General features: G+C 68.3%; 8 protein-coding genes. 4 read left to right on the top strand and 4 right to left on the bottom strand.

The genetic code is table 11. The features are described from left to right. Positions 1-6: 6 nt before the first annotated feature. The 3 genes from VX037_RS00560 to VX037_RS00550 all read left to right on the top strand — a co-directional run bounded on the left by VX037_RS00560 (position 7) and on the right by VX037_RS00550 (position 4,621). The gene (locus VX037_RS00560) at positions 7-678 is read left to right on the top strand and encodes a MarR family transcriptional regulator (RefSeq protein WP_235724969.1); all 672 of its coding nucleotides are present in this window, start codon (positions 7-9) and stop codon (positions 676-678) included. Positions 679-680: 2 nt separating this feature from the next. Then, positions 681-3,914 (top strand): helicase HerA domain-containing protein, encoded by a 3,234-nt coding sequence (locus tag VX037_RS00555; protein ID WP_328713033.1) that lies wholly within the window; start codon positions 681-683, stop codon positions 3,912-3,914. Positions 3,915-4,018: 104 nt separating this feature from the next. After that, positions 4,019-4,621, top strand: coding sequence for a DUF4262 domain-containing protein (locus VX037_RS00550; RefSeq protein WP_235724968.1), 603 nt, complete (start codon positions 4,019-4,021; stop codon positions 4,619-4,621). Positions 4,622-4,727: 106 nt separating this feature from the next. On the opposite strand, the gene VX037_RS00545 is transcribed toward VX037_RS00550, so the two are convergent. From VX037_RS00545 to rplN, 4 genes are read right to left on the bottom strand one after another with little or no spacing between them, the layout of a single operon-like run. Continuing rightward, positions 4,728-4,913 carry a type Z 30S ribosomal protein S14 gene (locus VX037_RS00545; RefSeq protein WP_160900647.1) on the bottom strand — a complete coding sequence of 62 codons (186 nt, stop codon included), beginning with the start codon at positions 4,911-4,913 and terminating at the stop codon, positions 4,728-4,730. Between the two features lies 1 nt (position 4,914). Beyond that, a complete protein-coding gene (gene rplE, locus VX037_RS00540) occupies positions 4,915-5,496 on the bottom strand; it encodes a 50S ribosomal protein L5 (protein ID WP_235724967.1) in 582 nt (193 codons plus the stop codon). Positions 5,497-5,498: 2 nt separating this feature from the next. Then, the gene (rplX, locus tag VX037_RS00535; protein WP_235724966.1) at positions 5,499-5,816 is read right to left on the bottom strand and encodes a 50S ribosomal protein L24; all 318 of its coding nucleotides are present in this window, start codon (positions 5,814-5,816) and stop codon (positions 5,499-5,501) included. Between the two features lies 1 nt (position 5,817). Next, entirely contained in the window at positions 5,818-6,186 is a 369-nt protein-coding gene (rplN, locus tag VX037_RS00530; RefSeq protein WP_235724965.1) for a 50S ribosomal protein L14, read from the bottom strand. A gap of 410 nt (positions 6,187-6,596) precedes the next feature. Between rplN and VX037_RS00525 the strand changes: the two genes are divergently transcribed. After that, the gene (locus VX037_RS00525) at positions 6,597-20,582 is read left to right on the top strand and encodes an amino acid adenylation domain-containing protein (RefSeq protein ID WP_442903616.1); all 13,986 of its coding nucleotides are present in this window, start codon (positions 6,597-6,599) and stop codon (positions 20,580-20,582) included. Positions 20,583-20,589: the final 7 nt, after the last annotated feature.

Genomic DNA, 20,589 nt, shown 5'->3' with positions numbered 1-20,589 from the left:
CTGACGTTGGATCACGCCTCGCTGACACCGTCGCAGAGCGCGGTGCTGTTCGTCTTGTTGTCCCAGGCACGGGAAGTACCCAACCCGGAGCTGCGCCGCCTGGCCCCAGAACTCACCCGCAGGAGCCGCGAGACGCTCAACGACCTGGGCCTCATCGAGTCGGTCCGCGGACCGCGCAACAGCTACGTGCATGCGCTCACCGACCGTGGATGGGCGTGGTGCAGCCGGGAACTCGCAGCCGATCCGCCCCACCGATCACAACCCCCGATCCGGGCCCTGTACGCGGTGATGGCTGCCATCGGCCGCTACCTCGATACCGAAGATCTGCGGCTGCACGAGGTGTTCCGTCCGGCCGAACAGCCCATCACCGAACAGCCCGACACCGAGCCATCCGGGTCCGACCGATCCGCGACGATCGGCATCGAGAGCCGAATCCGATCGGCCTACCACGATCTCGCGCCACGTCCGGGCGCATGGGTGGCGGTGGCGGCGCTGCGTACTGCCCTGTCCGACGAGGCCGCCGACACCGTCGACGACGCGTTGGTGAACCTCCAGCGCAGTCCGGGGGTGAGTCTGATTCCGCAAGAAGACCGGGCACTGCTCAGTAGAGCCGACCGCGACGCCGCGGTGGTCGTCGGCACCCAGGAGTGTCATCTCTTTGCCATCGAGGAGCTGTGATGATGGATGAACGCACCCGGCAGGCGTTGGAATCGATACGTCTCGACTGGGCCGCCACCCCGGACGACGTCTGGGGAGCCCAGGCTCCCTTGCATGTCCCCGGCCTGCACGAGTCCACCGTCGACGACATCATGCGCGCCTTCGTCGACGCGCAGCGCAGCAAGGGGACGAGCCCACTCGGTGTCGCCGTGCGGGGTCCCGCAGGCGCCGGGAAGACACATCTGCTCGGTCAGGTGCGCGAACGCGTCCAGGCGGGAGGCGGGTACTTCTTCCTGGTGAAGCTGCTCGATGGTGAGGACTTCTGGCGTTCGGTGTTGGTTGCCATGTTGGAGGACCTCAGCCGGCCCACCCCGACGCACCGCTCCCAACTCGCCCAGCTGCTCGACCGACTCGGCACGGCCACCGGCGTCGAACCCGACGACCTGGCGGCGGTGACCGGCGAGACGTCGGTGACCCCAGACATCCTGGATCGGTACGTGACCGCCGTCTACACCACGCACTCGCGGCACCGCCGACGGTCTCAGCACATCTTGCGCGCGCTGGTGCTGACCGAGGCCGACGACTTCGCGACCAAGGATCTCGGCGAGGCGTTCCTGCACCTCGACGTCGACGACAGCGAGGAGCTCGCGGAGTGGGGAATCCGCAACGCACGCCTGGGCTACCAGGAGATCGTCGAGAACATCTCGCGCATCATCGCTTTCGACAATGCGACGGTGCTGGCCATCGACCAGATCGACACGCTGATCGAGGCGGCCAAATCAGAGAACCGACACGACGAGAACTCGGTCGAGAAGGTGGCTCACGGCCTGATGTCCATCCGCGAGACGATGAGCCGGACGGCGGCCGTGGTCTCCTCGATCACCGCAGCGTGGGAGTATCTCGAGGCCAATGTCATGGCGTCGGCGATGGACCGGTTCCGCCAGCCACCACGACTGCAGCGTCCGCCATCTGCCGACTTCGGTCGGGCGTTGCTGGCCAAGCGGTTCGCGCCGTGCTTCGCCGAGGCGGACTTCATCGCGCCGTATCCCACCTGGCCGGTCTCGGACGCCGCACTGTCGGCGTCCGTCGACTTCACCCCGCGGGAACTGATGCGGACTGTCGACCGGCACATCGGGGCATGCCTGCGCGCCGACGCCTTCCGCGAGATGGCGTCGTTGACAACCGACACGCCGGTCGAGCCGGTACCCACCGACAACGAAAGACCGGAACTGGCACAACTCGATCAGCGCTTCGCGGAGCTGCTCGCGGCGGCCGATCCCTCCCTCGCCCTGACGCCGGAGTCGGAGGATCAGACCGTGCCGGCTCTGTTGCAGGCCGGGTTCGCCTCCTGGATCGAGGCACTCGGCGACACCGGTGACGCCTTCCGCCAGGACCCCAAGCCCAGTCCCAAAGCCGTGCTCCACGGACGGATCACGCGGATTCTCGATCCCGAGACCGATGCCGAGGAATCGTGGAGCTTCCGGGCCGTCTCGGCCACGCACCCACGCTCGGTGCAGGCCCGTCTCGCCAACGCGACGACCGCCGCCGGGCTGTCACTCGGCAGCGCCGCACGCACCCTGGTCATCCTCCGCCGCGGCCCCTGGCCGTCGGGGGCCAAGACCGCGGAGATGGTCACCGAACTCCACCAGCGGGGTGGACGGGTCGTCGCCTGGACCGACGACGACATCACGGTCCTCACCGCACTCGCGCGGATACGTTCGGAGCGTTCGGAATTTCTCAGCGAATGGACCGCCCGCCGAAACCCCGCCGCGCGAGTCGGTTTCATCGCGAAGATCCTCGAGCCCGCCGCGCGCGCCGTCCCGCCTGCCGCAACGGTCGACGACCTCGTCCGGACCGACCAGCCGGCACGACACGAACGGCCACGGGGCCGCTCCGCCGTCACGCCCGATCGCAGCGGCGACCGTTACGCGGTGTCCGCGCTCAGTGAGTCGGCCACGAGTGTCGTGCTCGGCGCCGCCGCACGGCCACCCGCGCCGATCATCAGTGGCGATGCCGACGCCGGGAAGATCACCATGGGTGCAGAGGTCGGGTCCGGACGTCCGGTCACCATCGCGCTCGAGGCCCTGCGCAAACACACCGCGATCTTCGCCGGGTCCGGTTCCGGCAAGACCGTCCTGATCCGACGGATCGTCGAAGAATGTGCGCTGCAGGGTGTCTCGTCGATCGTGTTGGACGTGAACAACGATCTGTCACGGCTCGGCTCGGCATGGCCGCACGACGAGCGCACGTGGGCCGACGACGCGGAACGCGACAAGGCCGCCGACTACATCGCCGGGACCGAGGTCGCCGTGTTCACCCCGGGCCGTTCGTCGGGCCGTCCGTTGAGCTTTCGCCCGCTCCCGGATCTGAGTGAGGTCACCGACGACGCGGACGAGTTCGAGGCGGCCGTGGAAGCGGCGACGGCCGGACTCATCCCCCGGGCGATGGTCGGCGGCAAGACCGCCAAGGCCACGCAGTCACGGGCCGTGTTGATGGACTCTCTGCGCTATTTCGGTCGACGGCAGTCCGGCGGGATCGTCGAGTTCATCGATCTGCTGACGGACCTGCCCGACGACGTCAGCGGACTGCGGGAGGCGCGCCGCTATGCCGCCGAGATGGCCGAGAACCTCAAGGCCGCACGCGCATACGACCCGCTCTTCGGCGGCACCGGAGCGCCCGCGAACCCCGCGGTCCTGCTCACGCCGTCTCCCGGGTATCGCGCCCGCGTCTCGGTGATCAACCTCTCGGCATTAACCAGCGATGACAAGAGACAGAACTTCGTCAACGAACTGCAGATGGCGCTGTTCGCGTGGATCAAGAAGCACCCAGCCGAGGGGCGGCCGCTCGGCGGACTCTTCGTGATGGACGAAGCGCAGAACTATGCGCCCGCCGACCGTGGCACCGCCTGCCTGCAGAGCACGTTGGCGTTGGTGTCGCAGGCACGCAAGTACGGACTCGGCCTGGTGTTCGCGACGCAGGCACCCAAGGGTCTCAACGCCAAGATCCCCGGCAATTCCGCCACGCAGTTCTTCGGCATGCTCAACGCACCTGTGCAGATCGCGACCGCACAGGAGATCGCCCGCGCGAAGGGCAGTTCGATCGGCGACGTCGGCCGCCTGAGCACCGGCGTGTTCTACGTCGCGCGCGAGGGCGCCGGGTTCACCAAGGTGACGACCCCGCTCTGCTTGAGTCATCACCCGCCGAGTCCGCCCACCGAGGACGAGGTGGTTGGGATCGCGCAGCGATCGGCAAGCTGATCCGCGCTGCGCCGATCGCTCGTCTCCTTCGGCCGCTTGGAGCCGGATGAACCTGTCGGACCCGCCTGGTCTACTGGACCGCACCTTCGAACAAAGGAGCGAACATGTCCGACCACGCCGCCGCGATCCGGGGGTTGCCGCGATGGCATCCCGAGCCGCTCGTCCAGGACACGATCCATCGCATTCGAGCACACGGGTGGTCGGTGACCGCGGTCTCGGAGTTGTGCGCCGAGTGCGCGGAGGAATGCGAGGTACCCGACTGCGCCTTCGCCTATTCCACCGGCCTAACGCTGCATTCGATCCCCGAGCTGATCGTCTACGGCCTAGACGCCGCAACCTCCGGCGCGGTGATCAACGAACTCGGGGACCTGCTGCATCGGTGCGACTGGACCGAACTCGTGCAGGCCGGCACCGAGATCTGTGTCGCCGCACTGGATGTGCCGCTACGCCTCGTCGAACTCATCGACAAGGACGACATGTGCGTGAGCAACGTCCTGTTCCCCGACGCGCCCGCCCTGCAGGTGATCTGGCCCGACGACTGGGGTCACTTCCCTTGGGATGAGGCGTACGCGCTCGAGCCGGAGCATCAACCGGTGAAGGGCGTTCTGTCCGATCCAGCGGTCCCGATCACCGGACCGCGAGTCATCTCGCGCAGCTACGGTCCCAACCGGAAGGAACGCCGGCGACGGAAACCCACTGCCGGGTAGCACGATCGGCCCCACCTCCGTCGTGGAGGTGGGGCCGATCGCCAAACCCTTCGAATCCGTAGTAGTTACCGGCGTGTAGCGCCGGTTGGTACTACGGGATCGGGAGTTACCAGCTGGACTTCTGCACGCCCGGGAGCTCGCCGGCGTGCGCCATGTCGCGCAGGCACACGCGGCACAGACCGAACTTGCGGAACACCGAGTGCGGACGACCGCACTTGTTGCACCGGGTGTAGGCCCGCACGGCGAACTTGGGCTTCTTGTTGGCCTTGTTGACCAGAGCCTTCTTTGCCATGTCAGTTCTCCTTCACGGAGTTGTCTTTGAACGGGAAGCCCAGGTGACGCAGCAGCGCGCGGCCTTCCTCGTCGTTGGTCGCCGTGGTCACGACGGTGATGTCCATACCGCGCGGCCGGTCGATCTTGTCGATGTTGATCTCGTGGAACATCGACTGCTCGTTGAGGCCGAACGTGTAGTTGCCGTTGCCGTCGAACTGGCGATCGGAGAGTCCGCGGAAGTCGCGGATACGCGGCAGTGCGATGGACACGAGACGGTCCAGGAACTCCCACATCCGGTCGCCGCGCAGCGTGGCGCGGGCACCGATCGGCATGCCCTCACGCAGCTTGAACTGCGCGATGGACTTGCGGGCGCGCCGGATCTCCGGGCGCTGACCGGTGATCAGCGCGAGGTCCTCGACGGCACCGTTGATCAGCTTGGCGTCGCGGGCGGCGTCGCCGACACCCATGTTCACGACGACCTTGACCACGCCGGGGATCTGCATGACGTTGGCGTAGTCGAACTCGGTGTTGAGCGCGTCCTTGATCTCCTCGCGGTAGCGAGTCTTCAGGCGCGGCTGGGTCTTGGTTTCAGTAGAAGTCATGATCAGATGTCCTTCCCGTTCTTGCGGGAAATACGGACCTTCTTGCCGGACTCCTCGTCCACGCGGTAGCCCACGCGGGTCGGGTTTCCGTCGGAGTCCACGACCATCACGTTCGACACGTGGATCGGGGCCTCCTGGGTCACGATGCCGCCGGAGGATGCGCCACGCTCGTTGGCCGAGGCGGCGGTGTGCTTCTTGATGCGGTTGACGCCCTCGACCAGAACTCGCTGCTCCTGCGGGAAGGCCTGGATGACCTTGCCCTTGGCGCCCTTGTCCTTGCCCGAGATGACGATCACGGTGTCACCCTTGTGCACCTTCATGTCAGATCACCTCCGGTGCCAGCGACACGATCTTCATGAACTTCTTCTCACGCAGCTCACGGCCGACCGGGCCGAAGATGCGGGTCCCGCGGGGATCGCTCTCACCCTTGAGGATGACGGCCGCGTTCTCGTCGAAGCGGATGTAGCTGCCGTCCGAACGGCGGCGCTCCTTGGAGGTGCGCACGACGACGGCCTTGACGACCTCGCCCTTCTTCACGTTGCCACCGGGGATGGCGTCCTTGACAGTGGCGACGATCACATCACCAATGCCGGCATAGCGCCGCGAGGAACCGCCGAGCACGCGGATGCAGAGGATTTCCTTTGCTCCGGTGTTGTCGGCGACCCGCAGGCGAGATTCCTGCTGAATCACTCGTTGTCTCCTTGACCTGGACTTGTATGCCCGCCGGATTGCCGACCCGACGCACACGGTCTGCTGCCCACCGGACACGCGCCTGCCTGGGGTTTTCGTCTTCCGACGGCCATCCCAGTGGGTTCGCGAGCCGATTTGCGGCACGTCGGTGCCGCAGGCAACCCCACAAGTGTAGGGGAAACCGCAGGTGGGGACCAAATCCGTGGAGCACTCCACGTGCGCAGTCATTTTCACGACAGGTTACCGGGTCAAGCCGGCGCGATTCCGCATGCTCTCGGCGCGATTCCGGAATCTGTCGGCGGGGCCGGAAAGCAGACCAATCCGCCCACCCTTCGCCACGCGAAGTACCCGCAGACGGCACACATGGTCGGCCACCCGGCCGATGGCACCGCCGAGACGAGGAGGACTGCGTGACCACCGACAACGTCATCCGCACCGATGCCCACTCCGCCGACGGCCTCGGCGCACCGCTGTCGATGACCGCCGCCCAGCGCGGCATCTACTACGCCCAGCAACTCGACCCCGATGTGCCGATGGCGGTGGCGGCCTTCGCCGAGTTCCGCGACGCGGTCGACGGGGACATCATGCAGCGCGCCGTCGCCGTGACCTGCGACGAGACCGAATCGGGACTGCTGCGCCTGGTGGACGCCGGCGACGACGAACCGCACGTGGTGGTGGACCGCACCCGCACGGTCACCCTGGGGCGACGTGACTTCAGCGCGGCCGACGATCCACGTGCGGCGGCGATGACCTGGATCGACGAGCATCGGTCCCAGGTCACCGACCTGTTCACCGATCCGCTGCTCGAGACCTATCTGCTGCGCCTCGGCGACAGACATCACATTTGGTACTGCTGGGGTCACCACCTGGCGTTCGACGGGTACGCGGCGATGTACATGATGCTGCGCGTCGCACAGCACTACACCGCAATCGTCGACGGCGACGAAGCCCCGCCGGCCGACATCGCCTCGATGGCCGACATCGCCGCACTCGACGCCGAGTACCGGTCGTCCGATCAGTTCGACCGGGACCGCGCGCACTGGGCGGCCACCCTGCTCGATGATGCGCATGCGGGCGGCGACAGTGGGCAACTGCCCGAGATCACGTCGCTGTCGTCGGCGACCGCGGCAGCCGCGCCGACCGCAACCGTGCGGGCGCACACCCTGCCGCGGGCGTTGGTCGACCGCATCCGTGCCCGCGCCACCGAACACGGTGTGCGCGCCGCGTCGGTGATCACTGCCGCGGTCGCCGCCTACCTGGCACGGCTCAACGACCGCGACACGACCATGCTGAGCCTGCCGATGGCTGCCCGCGACCGCGACATCCTGCGGACCTCGGCCGGCCTGACCTCCAACGTCGTGCCGGTGCGCGCACGCATCGACGGTGGTGCGCAACCGGTGTCCGTCGCCGACCTCCTGGGATCGGTGAACCGTGAGATCAAACAGGCCGTGCGCCACCAGAAGTTCCGCCACGAGGACATCACCGGCGATGTGCTCGGCGCCCCCGGGGGCCGACGTGGCTTCTTCGGCCCGATGGTCAACGTGATGCTGTTCTTCGAGCACATCGATTTCGGCACCCTGCGCGGCGAACTGAATGTCCTGTCCACCGGCCCGGTCGAGGATGCGTCGGTCAATGTCTATGACGGCTTCACCGGCGGGATGCGGCTCGATCTCGAGGCCAATCCGAATGTCTACTCACCATGGGAGATCCGCACCCACCATGGGCGAATCGTGGAGTTCCTGGAGCGGTTCGTCACGGCCGACCCGGCAACCGCGGTCGGCGACCTCGCGGTGATGGGTGATGAAGAAGCCCGCACCGTGGCACACACGGCTATCGGGGAGCCCGTCGACCTCGGCGACACTACCCTGCTCGATCTGCTCTCCGATGCCGCCGGCCGTCACGGTCGCCGGGCAGCTTTGCTCGACGATTCTCCCGTCTCCGATTCCCCCGTCTCCGAGTACACCGTCTCCGAGTCCCCTGTCTCCGAGTACACCGACCACATCGGCGCGACAATCGGTCAGCTCAGCTACGCCGAATTGACCGCGCGCGCCGAAGCCGTCGCGGCGGGCCTGCGGGCCCGCGGTGTCGGGCCGGAGAGTGTGGTCGGGGTGGCGTTGCCCCGCAGCATCGACCAGGTGGTGGCGCTGCACGCGACGATCCGCGCCGGTGGTGCCTTTCTGCCCATCGACCCGGACGAACCTGCCGAACGACTCGGTCACATCATGTCGACCGCCCGACCGACCCTGGTGATCGGCGCCCTCGGCCGCCCACAGACCACCGACCCGACTGTCGAGACCGTCACCCTGTCCGGTCTCGCCGACCACTCCGCGGCTCCGGCGGTCACCACCCGCGCCGCCCGTCGCCGCGTACGCGACTCCCTACGCGGCGATCACCCCGCCTACGTCCTGTTCACCTCTGGGTCGACCGGAAAACCCAAGGGTGTCATGATCTCCCACCGGGCGATCGTCAACCGCCTGCGCTGGATGCAGTCGCGCTACACCCTCACCCCCGACGACCGGGTCCTGCAGAAGACCCCCGCCACCTTTGACGTGTCGGTGTGGGAGTTCTTCTGGCCGTTGGTGTCCGGTGCATCACTGGTGATCCCGCGCCCGGACGGGCACCGCGATCCGTGGTATCTGCGGGACGTGATCGCAGCGACACAGATCACCACCGTCCACTTCGTCCCGTCGATGCTGTCCACCTTCTCCGCCGCTCACGGCGACGACGCGGCCGCGACTCACGACGATCTGGGCTCGCTGCGGCAGATCTTCACCAGCGGGGAGGCGTTGACGCCGGAGACCGTCGGCGCCACCGCCACGCTCACCGATGCACCGATCCACAACCTCTATGGGCCCACCGAGGCCGCGATCGACGTGACCTTTCACGACCGCTGCGCCACCGACGACAGCACGGTGCCGATCGGTACTCCGGTATGGAACACCGCCGCATGCGTGCTCGACCACCGTCTGCGACCGCAACCGATCGGAGCGGTCGGCGAACTGTATCTGTCCGGCGTGCAACTCGCGCGGGGCTACACCGGCCGCGCGGATCTGACTGCGGGACGATTCGTCGCCGACCCGCACGGTGGCGGCGACCGCCTCTACCGCACCGGGGATCTGGTCCGGCGCCGTCCCGACGGCGAACTGGAGTATCTCGGGCGCAGTGACTCCCAGGTCAAGATCCGCGGCCAGCGAGTCGAGCTCGGTGAGGTGGAAGCCGCCCTGAGCACACTGAGTGGCGTCCGCTCGGCAGCCGTCCTCATCCGCGACGACGTCGTCGCCGGTGAACAGACGCTCGTCGGGTACGTGATCGGCGACAACGACCTCGGTGACCGTGATCTCCGCGTCGAACTCGGCGACCGGCTCCCCGAGCACATGATCCCCACCGCCATCGTGGTGCTCGACGAGCTGCCCACCACACCCAACGGGAAACTCGACCGGCGTGCGCTGCCGGCGCCCGCGTATCGCGACGCCGGAGAGTACGTCGCCCCGACGGCACCGCTGGACGCGCTGGTCGCCGACACTGTCTCCGCCGTCCTGGGCGTGGACCGGATCTCGATGACCGATAGCTTCTTCGACATCGGTGGCAACTCGTTGTCGGCGACCCGGGTCGCGGCACGCCTGACCCGATCGACGGGCCACCGCGTGGGTATCCGGACCCTGTTCGACGCCAAGGACATCGCGGGTATCGCCGACGCCGTCCGGTCGCTCGGTGTCGACGAGACCGTGCTCGCCGACGCGCCCGCGCCGGACGTCGCGACTGCCGACATCGCTTCTGCCGACCTCCCTGCCGGGCCCGTCCCGCTCTCGCCGGCGGCCACCCGACTCTGGCTGACCAACCGGATGGAGACCACCGACGCCGCGACCTACAACATCCCGTTCACGGTCCGGCTGGTCGGCGAGCTCGACACCGACGCCCTGGCGGAGGCGATGCGCGATGTCGTCGCCCGGCATGAACCGTTGCGCACCCGCGTGACCGAACACGCCGGGACCCCGTACGCCGACGTGATCGACGCAGCCGACGTGGATCTCCGGGTTCCGGTGCTCGACGCCGAGGCGGCCTCGCCGGTGACCGAATTCGCTTCGGCACCATTCGACCTCGCCGCCGACCTGCCGATCCGGGCACGAATCATCCGTACCGGCGACGCCGACCACCATCTGACCGTGGTGATCCATCACATCGCCGCCGATGGCTGGTCGCTGGCACCACTGGCCACCGATCTCGCGCAGGCCTATCGTGCCCGTCGCGATGGTGCGGCACCCGACTTCGTCGCGCTCCCACTGACCTACTCTCAGGTCAGTGCCCGGCGACACGCACAACTCGCCGACACCGTGGCCGAGGACCTCGGCTTCTGGTCTGCCGAACTGGCCGATGCGCCGCGCGAGACCGAACTGCCTTTCGATCGCCCACGTCCCCGCGTTCCCGATGCGACCGGCGGCCTGCTGCACGCCGGCCTCGAACCGGCTGTGCACCAGAAGGTCCGAGACATCGCCGAAGCCCACGGGTCGACGGTGTTCATGGTGTGCCACGCGCTGGTGGCGACGCTGCTGCGCAGCATGAGCCAGACCTCCGACATCTCTGTCGGCACGCCGGTCTCCGGCCGCGGCGACGCCGAGGTGGACGCGATGGTCGGGATGTTCGTCAACACCGTCGTCCTCCGGACCGACGTGGCCAAGGACAGCTCGTTCGCCGAGCTGCTGACGCACGTCCGCGACCGAGACCTTGCTGCGTTCGAGCATGCCGACCTGCCGTTCGACCGGCTGGTGACCGAACTCAACCCGGACCGGGGTAACTCGCATCCGCTCTTTCAGGTGTCCGTGGCACTCGAGGACAGCTCCGCCATCGACGTGGACTTCGCCGGACTGGCGGCCACCGCATCGCGGATCGACACCGGACACACCAAATTCGACTTGCAGTTCACCTTCACCGAGCATCGCGCCGCCGACGGCGGACCGGGCGGAATGAGCATCGAACTCGGTTATGCTGCAGCATTGTTCGACCGTTCGACCATCACCGGACTGAGCACCAGGTTGCGTCGCCTGATCACCGCGGTCCTCGCCGACCCGCAGGTCACCATCGGCGACGTCTCGCTGCTGGAACCGATTGAGCGACTCGATCTGGTTCCCGCGGTGGGCGCCGGGAAGCGCCCGGTCGAGCACCTGTCCCGCATCCTGACGACCGCCGTCGACGCCGAACCGCACCGGGTGGCCGTCACCGACGGCACCCGCGCACTCACCTATTCCGAACTCGACGCCGCCGCCAACCGGCTGGCCCGACTGCTGCTCACGCTCGGAGCGGGACCCGAGAGGTTCGTCGCCGTGTCGATGCCGCGCGGCGTCGACTGGATCGTCACACTCTGGGCGATCGCCCGCACCGGCGCGGCGTGGGTCCCGGTGGATCCGGAGTATCCCGCCGAGCGCATCGCCTTCATGATCGATGACTCCGGCGCAGAACTGGTGGTGACCACCCGCGACAGCGACCCCGGCGTCGAGCGAGCACACACCGTGCTTCTCGACGACGACGGGATCCGTGCCGAGCTCGACGAACTCGACGCGACGGCGCCGACCGACACGGACCGCCACGCGCCGCTCGACGTCGACCATCCGGCGTATCTGATCTACACCTCGGGCACCACCGGCACCCCGAAGGGTGTGGTGGTCAATCACCGAGGCATCGCCGACTTCGCCGCCGAGGAGGTGCGCGCATTCGGTCTGAGCCCCGAGAGCCGGACCCTGCAACTGGCCTCCCCCAGCTTCGACGCCTCGGTTCTCGAACTGCTGATGGCCGTGTCTGCGGCGGCCACCATGCATGTCGCACCGTCCGGGGTCGTCGGTGGGCGTGAACTCGCCGAACTGCTGCGGGCACATCGCATCACCCACGCATTCCTGACGCCGTCGTTGTTGTCGACGATGGATCCCGATGAGCTCCCGGACCTTCGGACGCTCGTCATCGGTGGCGAGCACCCCAACCCGGAGGTCGTGCGGCGATGGTCGGCCCGCCGGGCCCTGTTCAACGCGTACGGGCCCACCGAGACCACCGTGGTCGCCACCATGTCCGGTGAGATCGACCCAGGCGACGAAATCCTCACCATCGGCCGTCCGATCCGCGGGATTGCCGCGATGGTGCTGGACGAACGGTTGCAGCCGGTCGCACCCGGGTCGGTCGGCGAACTCTACATCGCCGGCCCGCACCTGGCCCGTGGGTACCACGGGGTGCGACCGCTGACCTCGAAACGCTTCGTCGCCAACCCCTATGGCGATCCCGGCGACCGCATGTACCGCACCGGCGACCTGGTGCGGTGGACCAGTGACACACCGGAACCGACCGGACGCCGACTGGAGTTCCGTGGCCGTGCCGACCATCAGATCAAGATCCGCGGCCACCGGATCGAACTCGGCGAGATCGACGCCGCCCTCGTCAACGACGACCTGGTGACCGCCGCGGTGGCCACCACCGTCGGCGCTCCGTCGACGGCCCGGCTCGTCGCCTACGTCACCCTCACCGGGGCCGCCCGCGACGCCGGCGGCGACGTGACAGCCGACATCCGAGCTCGTCTGGCGCAGCGGTTGCCCCGGCACATGATCCCGTCGGCGATCATCGAACTCGACGAGATCCCCACCACCCCGATCGGCAAGGTCGATCTCCGGGCGCTGCCCGACCCGGCGTCACTCGGCATCGACACCGACACGAGCTATGTGGCGCCACGTACCGCCGCCGAACGGTCGGTGGCCACACTGCTGGCCGAACAGCTGGGCCTCGACGTCTCCGAGATCGGCCGCGACCACGACTTCTTCGATCTGGGCGGCAACTCGTTGTCGGCGACCCAACTGGTGGGCGGTCTCGAGCAGATCGCCGGGCGCCGGGTGAGCGTGCGAGAAGTGTTCGAGCACTCCACCGTCGCCGCGATGGCCCGTCTTGCCGCGGACGTCGGCGACCGGGCACCGGCCGAATCGGGTACCACCGACAGCAACCCGGTCGACCAGGCGACGGACACACATCCGCTCTCCCAGCTGCGCCACGATCCCGACGCCGTCGTGGCCCCCGGACCGGCGCAGCAGCAGCTCTGGTTCCTCAACCGCCTGGCAAGCGACGAACAGGCCGGTGGCGAGGCGGGCGGCACGGAGATGTCAGCCAGTGCCTACAACATCGCGTTCGCGCTCGACCTGCGTGGCGACCTCGACGTCGAAGCGCTCGGTGGCGCCGTGCGCCATGCGGTGGCGCGCCACGAACCGTTGCGCACCGTCTACCCCGAACACGACGGCCGCCCGGTGATGGAGATCCGATCGGCCGACGAGGTCGTGAGTGCGTTCACCACCGTCGTCACCGACGATGCGGGCGCCGACGCCGACGCCGCTGTGCTGGCGCGTCGTGGTTTCGATCTCACCACCGAGGCGCCGATCCGAATCGCGCTGCACCGCATCGAGAACGGACGGGATGGCGGGGCCCTTCGTGACACTCGGCTGGCGCCTCGCTCCTCACCGACCAGCGAATCGGGCGAACAACACCACAAGCTGACCATCGTCGTGCACCACATCGCTGCCGACGGTTGGTCGATGACGCCGCTGGCGCGTGACATCGCCGGGGCGTACGCGGACCTGCGGGCCGGTCGATCACCGGCGCAGCGTCCACTTTCGGTCGGTTACCGCGACTATCTGCGGTGGCAGGCCGAGAATCTGGGTGTCGACCCGCAGCGCGGTCTGTCGATCGACGCGCACGGGATCGACGGGCAGGACGGGACGCGGCAGGCCGAACTGGCCGACTGGTGGCGTCGCGAACTCGACGGGATCGACACCGCCCCCGTCCTGCTCCCCGACCACGTCGAGGGGGCCGACGACGAGCCACACACCGGCGTCGTGGACGTGGCTTTCGACGCCGGACTGCGAAGCAGCCTGCGTGATCTCGCCGACGGCAAGGCCACCGACTTCATGACCGTGCACACCGTGTTCGCCGCCCTGCTGCATCGGCTGCACTCCGACCCAGACGTCCACGTCACGGGCGATCGCGCCGATGTGGTGATCGGGACCCCGGTTGCCGGGCGCAATGATCCGCGACTGTCCGATCTCGTCGGGATGTTCGTCAACTCGGTGGTGTTGCGCACCCCGATCGACGGTTCGGCCACCTTCGGTGAGTTGCTCGACACCGTGCGTCGGTGCGACCTGGAGGCGTTGTCGCAGGCCGACCTGCCATTCGAGCAGGTTGTCGCGGCGGTCAATCCTCCACGCAACGGCCGTCATCCGCTGTTCGGTGTGGTCCTGGCCTTCGATGCCGAGACCACCGACGGGCGCACACCGTCAGGTCCGATGCTCGAACTCGACGGTCTGGCGGTCGAGGCGCAGGAGGTCGACACCGGTTCGGCACGTTTTGATCTCGAGTTACGCATACGCGGCGACCGGGCACGTTTCACTTATGCCGGTGACGTATTGAGCCGTGAGCGCGTGCGCCGCATCGCCGATGCATTCGTGTCGCTGGCCCGGCAGATCGTCGCCGACCCCGATCGTCGGATCGACGACCACGTTCTCGGTGTGCAGCCTGAGGTGGCCGCGCCGACCACGCAGCCGCGGCACCTCGCCGACATTCTCGAGGCTTGTGCCCACGAGCATCCGGCGCGGACTGCCATCGAAGCGGGCACCGACTCCATCGACTACCGCGATCTCGACGAACGCTCGGCGGCATGGGCGCGCCATCTGATCGACCTGGGTATCGGCACCGACGACGTCATCGCGATCGCCTTGGAACGCTCGATCGAATCCGTTGTCGCCGTGTGGGCGGTCGCCAAGGCGGGCGCCGCGGCGCTGCCCATCGATCCCGGCTATCCCGCCGACCGGGTGACCCACATGCTGGCCGACTCCGGCGCCATCCTGGGCATCACGGCCGCCGCGCATTTCGGCACACTGCCGCACCACCTCTGGTGGATCGGTCCCGAGGCACTGGATTCCGGTCGGGGTACATCGCGAGTCACCGCGCGCGGACCGCGCCACATCGACAGCGCGGCCTACGTCATCTACACGTCGGGCTCGACCGGAACACCCAAGGGCGTCTGCGTCACCCACCGCGGATTGGCGGCGTTCGCCGCGTCGCAGCGGGAGCTCTATCAGGTGACTCCCGAGAGCCGTACCCTGCACTTCGCGTCACCGAGTTTCGATGCCGCGATGCTGGAACTGCTCCTCGCGGTCGAGGCAGGCGCCACCATGGTCATCGCACCACCTACGGTGTACGGCGGTGACGAACTCGTCGATTTGCTCGACACGCAGGCGGTCACGCATGCGTTCATCACGCCGGCCGCGTTGTCGGCGGCCGCTCCCCGCGAGCTGCCCGCGTTGCAGACCCTCGGTGTCGGCGGCGAGGCGTCACCGCCGGAACTGGTGGCGCGTTGGGCTCCGGGTCGCCGCTATCTCAACTGCTACGGCCCCACCGAGACCACGATCGTCGCCACGATGTCGCACCCGTTGACGCCCGGTGACGAGATCACCATCGGCACACCGGTCGACGACGCGACCGCCCTGGTGCTGGACCACCGGCTGCGTCCGGTCGCCGACCGCGTGCCCGGCGAGCTGTACCTGGTCGGTCCTGGCGTGGCGCGCGGCTATCTCAACCGCACGGAGGCCACCACGACCCGGTTCGTCGCCGCCCCCGGCGGTAGCGGCACGGTCATGTACCGGACCGGTGACATCGTGAGCCGACGCGGCGACGGTGCGCTGATCTACCACGGCCGCACCGACAATCAGGTCAAGGTCCGTGGTTTCCGGATCGAGCTCGACGAGGTGGACGCCGCGTTGGGCCGCCATCGGGCAGTCGACTGGGCCGGCACACTGGTCGTGGGCAGCGGCGCCGAAGCCGCGTTGGCCGCGTACGTGACGCTGCGAGATGATCTGGCGGCCGGTGACCGACCCGAGGGTGCCGACATTCTCGACACCGTCCGGGGACGTCTACCCGCGCAGATGGTCCCGGCATCGGTCACCGTCATCGATCAGATCCCGCTGACCCGCAACGGCAAGCTGGATCGCGCGGCTCTGCCCACGCCGAACCGCCATCGGCGGTCGGTGCCCGGCCGGGCACCGGCATCCGCCGCCGAACACGTGGTGGCGCGAGTGATCGCCGAGGTGCTCGGCCACGACGAGGTGGCAGCCGACGACGACTTCTTCGCACTCGGCGGCACGTCGCTGCAGGCGACCACCGTGACCAGCCGGCTCAACCACCTCCATCGGGGCGAACCGCTGCGCGTCCGAGAGGTCTTCGACCACCCGAGGATCGCCGATCTGGCCGATCGCGTCGACATCGACCCGGAGCGGGCCGAGGTCGATGTGACCCCGGCAGCCCCCGCGGGACCGCCGGCCGAGCGGCCGTCGACCGTACCCCTGGCACCGGTGCAGCGGCGCCTCTGGTCGATCACACGTGCCACGCCCGACTCGGTGCAGTACACGATCCCGCTGGCCCTGCGGTTGCATGGTGAGCTGTCGGTCGATGCCCTGCGCGGCGCCCTGACCGATGTCGTGTCGCGACACACCGCACTGCGCACGGTGTATCCGATCCGCGACGGTCGGCCTGTCGGCGTGGTGCTCGACGAACCGGCCGACGTCATCGGGGCACTCCGCGTGCACCGACACGCAGATCCGTCCGGGGTGGCCGACGAACTCGCCGCGCGACCGTTCGATCTGACCCTCGACGCACCGTTGCGCGTTGCGGTGGCCGCTGCCGGCACCGGGGAACACGTGCTGGTGCTCGCCGTACACCACATCGCCGCGGACGGGGCGTCGTTGCCGGTACTCGTCGGCGACCTGCTGACCGCTTACCGGGAACGAATCGACGGCCGTACCGATCCGTGGCCCCCCGCCGATGTCGACTTCCGCGACTACGCGCAACGCGTCGGCGACGACCGTCCCGAGGATCAGGTGGCGTACTGGGTGAATCGACTCGCCGGCGCACCGACCGAGACGACCCTGCCCGTCTCCGACGGCGGCACCGACCGGGATCGGCGGATCGAAGGGGATCGCACCGACGACGATTCCGGTGCCGTCACCACCGTTGCCTTCGACGACGATGTGCGTAGCGGGCTGGCCGACTTCGTCCGCGACCACCACACCACCGCATTCTCGGTACTGCACACCGCCCTGACGATCCTGTTGCACCGCATGGGACTCGGCCGGGATCTGGTGATCGGCACGCCGGTTGCCAACCGGTCGCCGCGGTCGGGAACCGATCTCGACTTCTCCCGAGTGGTGGGGATGTTCGTGAACACCCTTGCGCTGCGCACTCAGATCGAACCGAGCGGCAGCGTCGCCGACCTCGTCGCCGCGGTCCGCGACGACGACCTCGCTGCGCTCGACAACCGCGACGTGCCCTTCGACGACGTGGTCAGCGAAGTCAACCCACCTCGCGAGGCCGGACGGCATCCGTTGTTCCAGATCGCGTTGTCGGTGCACGACTTCGCCGACGGCATCGATGGCACCTCGCTGTCGGTCGACACCGGTCTCGACGTCGACGTGTCCGAGGTGGACACGGGCACAGCGAAGTTCGATCTGCAGTTCACCGTCACCGGGATGAGCCCGGACGCCGACAACGCAGCCCTCGAGGTGTCCTATGCGGCGGCACGCTATCGCCGCGACGAGGTAGAGATGCTCGTCATGCGCCTCATGCGGGTGCTGCGGGCGATGCTGTGCGACCCGCAGCGCCTCGTCGGCGACATCCGGGTCACCGATCCACTCGAGGTCGCGCGGCTGTCGCCGATGACCGGTCCGACGCCCGCGGCACCGGCCACCTTCGACGCCCTGCTCGACGAGGCGGTGCGGCGCAACCCGGACGGTTGCGCAGCGATCACCGAGGACGCATCGATCACCTACGCCGAACTCGACGCGCGCGCCAACCGACTCGCCCGCGTCCTGCTCGGCCGCGGGATCGGCGCTGATCCCGAGTCCGTGGACCTCGCGGCGGCCGAACCTGTGGTGGCCATGGCCGTACCCCGGTCCATCGATGCGCTGGTCGCGATCTGGGCGATCGTCCGGTCCGGCGCCGCCTACGTGCCGATCGACCCGACGTATCCGGCAGATCGGATCGCGCACATGCTCGCCGACAGCGGCGCCCGCCTGGTGGTGACCACCGAGCAGGCACGTTCGTCGGTTCCCACCGATGCCGGCACACCGGTCGTCGTACTCGACGATCCCGCTGTTCGAACCCGCATCGGTCATTCGTCGCCCGCGCCGCTCGGCCCCGGCGAACGGATCGCACCGATCCGCACCGATCAATTGGCGTACATGATCTACACCTCCGGGTCGACCGGCAGGCCCAAGGGCGTGCTGGTACCACACTCGGGGCTGCGGGCGGTGCGCGACGAGCTGCGCGACCGGATGGCACCCAACATGTCCTCACGGGTCCTGCATTTCGCTTCCCCCAGCTTCGACGCGTCGGTGCTGGAGTTCTTGATGGCTGCGGCCGGGGCGTCGGCGCTGGTCATCGCGCCGACTGATGTCTACGGCGGTAAACCGTTGTCGGACTTCATCGACCGCCACGGGGTCACCCACGCGTTCATCACGCCGGCCGCAGTGGCCACCATGGATCCCCATGCGGTGCCCACCCTGGCGTCGCTGGCCATCGGCGGCGAGGCCTTCGGTGCCGAACTGGTCCGCCGTTGGGCTCCGGGCCGCACCGTCATCAACGTCTACGGACCCACTGAGACCACCGTGATCACCACCGGCAGTGACGAACTCGACGCCGACACCGAGCTCACCATCGGCACCCCGAACAACGGGGTGGGTGCACTGGTGCTCGACGAACGACTGCACCCGGTGCCGCCGGGGGTGACCGGAGAGTTGTATCTCGTCGGCGGCCAGGTCACCCGCGGCTATCACGGGCGACCGCAACTGACGTCCACGAAATTCGTTCCCGCGCCGATGGTCGCCGGCCCGAGTCACGCCGGCAACCGGATGTATCGCACCGGTGACCTGGCGTGCTGGACCGCGGACAACCGGCTGCGTTACGTCGGCCGCGACGATGATCAGGTGCAGATCCGGGGCTTCCGTGTGGAACTCGGCGAGATCGACGACGCGTTGGCCGCCGCGCCGACGGTCGACTTCGCCGCGACCATCATCGACGGGGCCGATCACGAGGGCAGCGGTCCGCCGATGATCCGCAGCTACGTGACCGCCGCCGACGGACAGACGCCGGATGTCGACGAGCTACGCCGTCAGGTTGCGACGGTCCTGCCCCGGCACATGGTCCCGTCATCGATCACCGTCCTCGAGGCGATCCCGCTCACGCCGGTCGGCAAACTCGATCGCCGGGCACTGCCGCAACCGGAGATCGTGTCCCGGTCGCGGGCACCGCGGCCGGGCACCGAGGCGACCGTGGCTGCCGTGTTCGCCGAGGTGCTCGAGATCGACGACGACGCGGTCGGTGCCGAGGAAGGGTTCTTCGACCTCGGGGGCAACTCGCTGATGGCCACCACGGTCACCACCCGACTCAGCGAGCGCTTCGGCCGCGACGTCAACGCCGGAATCCTCTTCGGCGCACCCACTCCCGCCGAGCTCGCGGCGGTGATCGACGATGCCGACAACTCCACCGGAATGGTGGATCCGTTCGCGACCCTGCTGCCGCTACGACGGCCGGCTGCCGGCGGGGATGCACACACCGGTGACGACAGTCCGCTGTTCGTGGTGCATCCGGCGATCGGCCTGTCGTGGAGTTTCACATCACTGCTGCCGCACATCGACCGCGGGCGCGCCGTCTACGGACTGCAGAACCCGATGCTGTCCGGCGGTCGGGCACCCGAGTCGATCACCGAGCTGGCCGCTCACTACGTGCAACTGATCCGTTCGGTTGCACCACAGGGGCCGTACCGGCTGCTCGGCTGGTCGCTGGGCGGGCTCATCGCCCAGGAGATGGCGGTGCAACTGTCCGAGTCGGGCGACGTCGTCGACGAGCTGACATTGCTGGATTCCTTTGTCGTGGCCGATCGTCCGGGATTCGACCGGACCCCGTCGGTCGCTGAGCTGATGGCCGAATTCGGTCTGGACATCGACACCGACGACGGGCAAGAGCCGAGTATCGCCCACGCGTGGGAGTCGGTGCGCAACGCGGGTGGGCCTCTCTCGGGTCTCAGTGAGCACGAGTTCGCAGCGGTTCACCGCACGTTCCTGGCCGCGACCCCGCTGGCCGCCGACTGGCGACCGCGGACCTACGCCGGGGATGCGAGATTCGTCACCGCCACCGCCGACCCGCCACCCGGCGGCCCGGCCGTCGACGACTGGGCGGGGCGGATCACCGGAACCGTGCGCGAGTTCGTCGTCGACTGCAGTCACGCGCGCATGTTGTTGCCGGCGAACGTCACCGCGTACGCGGCAGCCGTGGACGGGTCCGTCACATCGGACCGATCCGCGGACCCCGGTCGTCCGAACGACCAGTGACATCCAT

The organism is Gordonia sp. Z-3 (assembly GCF_036233855.1).
GTDB lineage: Bacteria > Actinomycetota > Actinomycetes > Mycobacteriales > Mycobacteriaceae > Gordonia > Gordonia tangerina.
The sequence above is the reverse complement of the archived record's forward strand: the minus strand, read 5'-3'. Positions and strand labels throughout refer to the sequence as shown.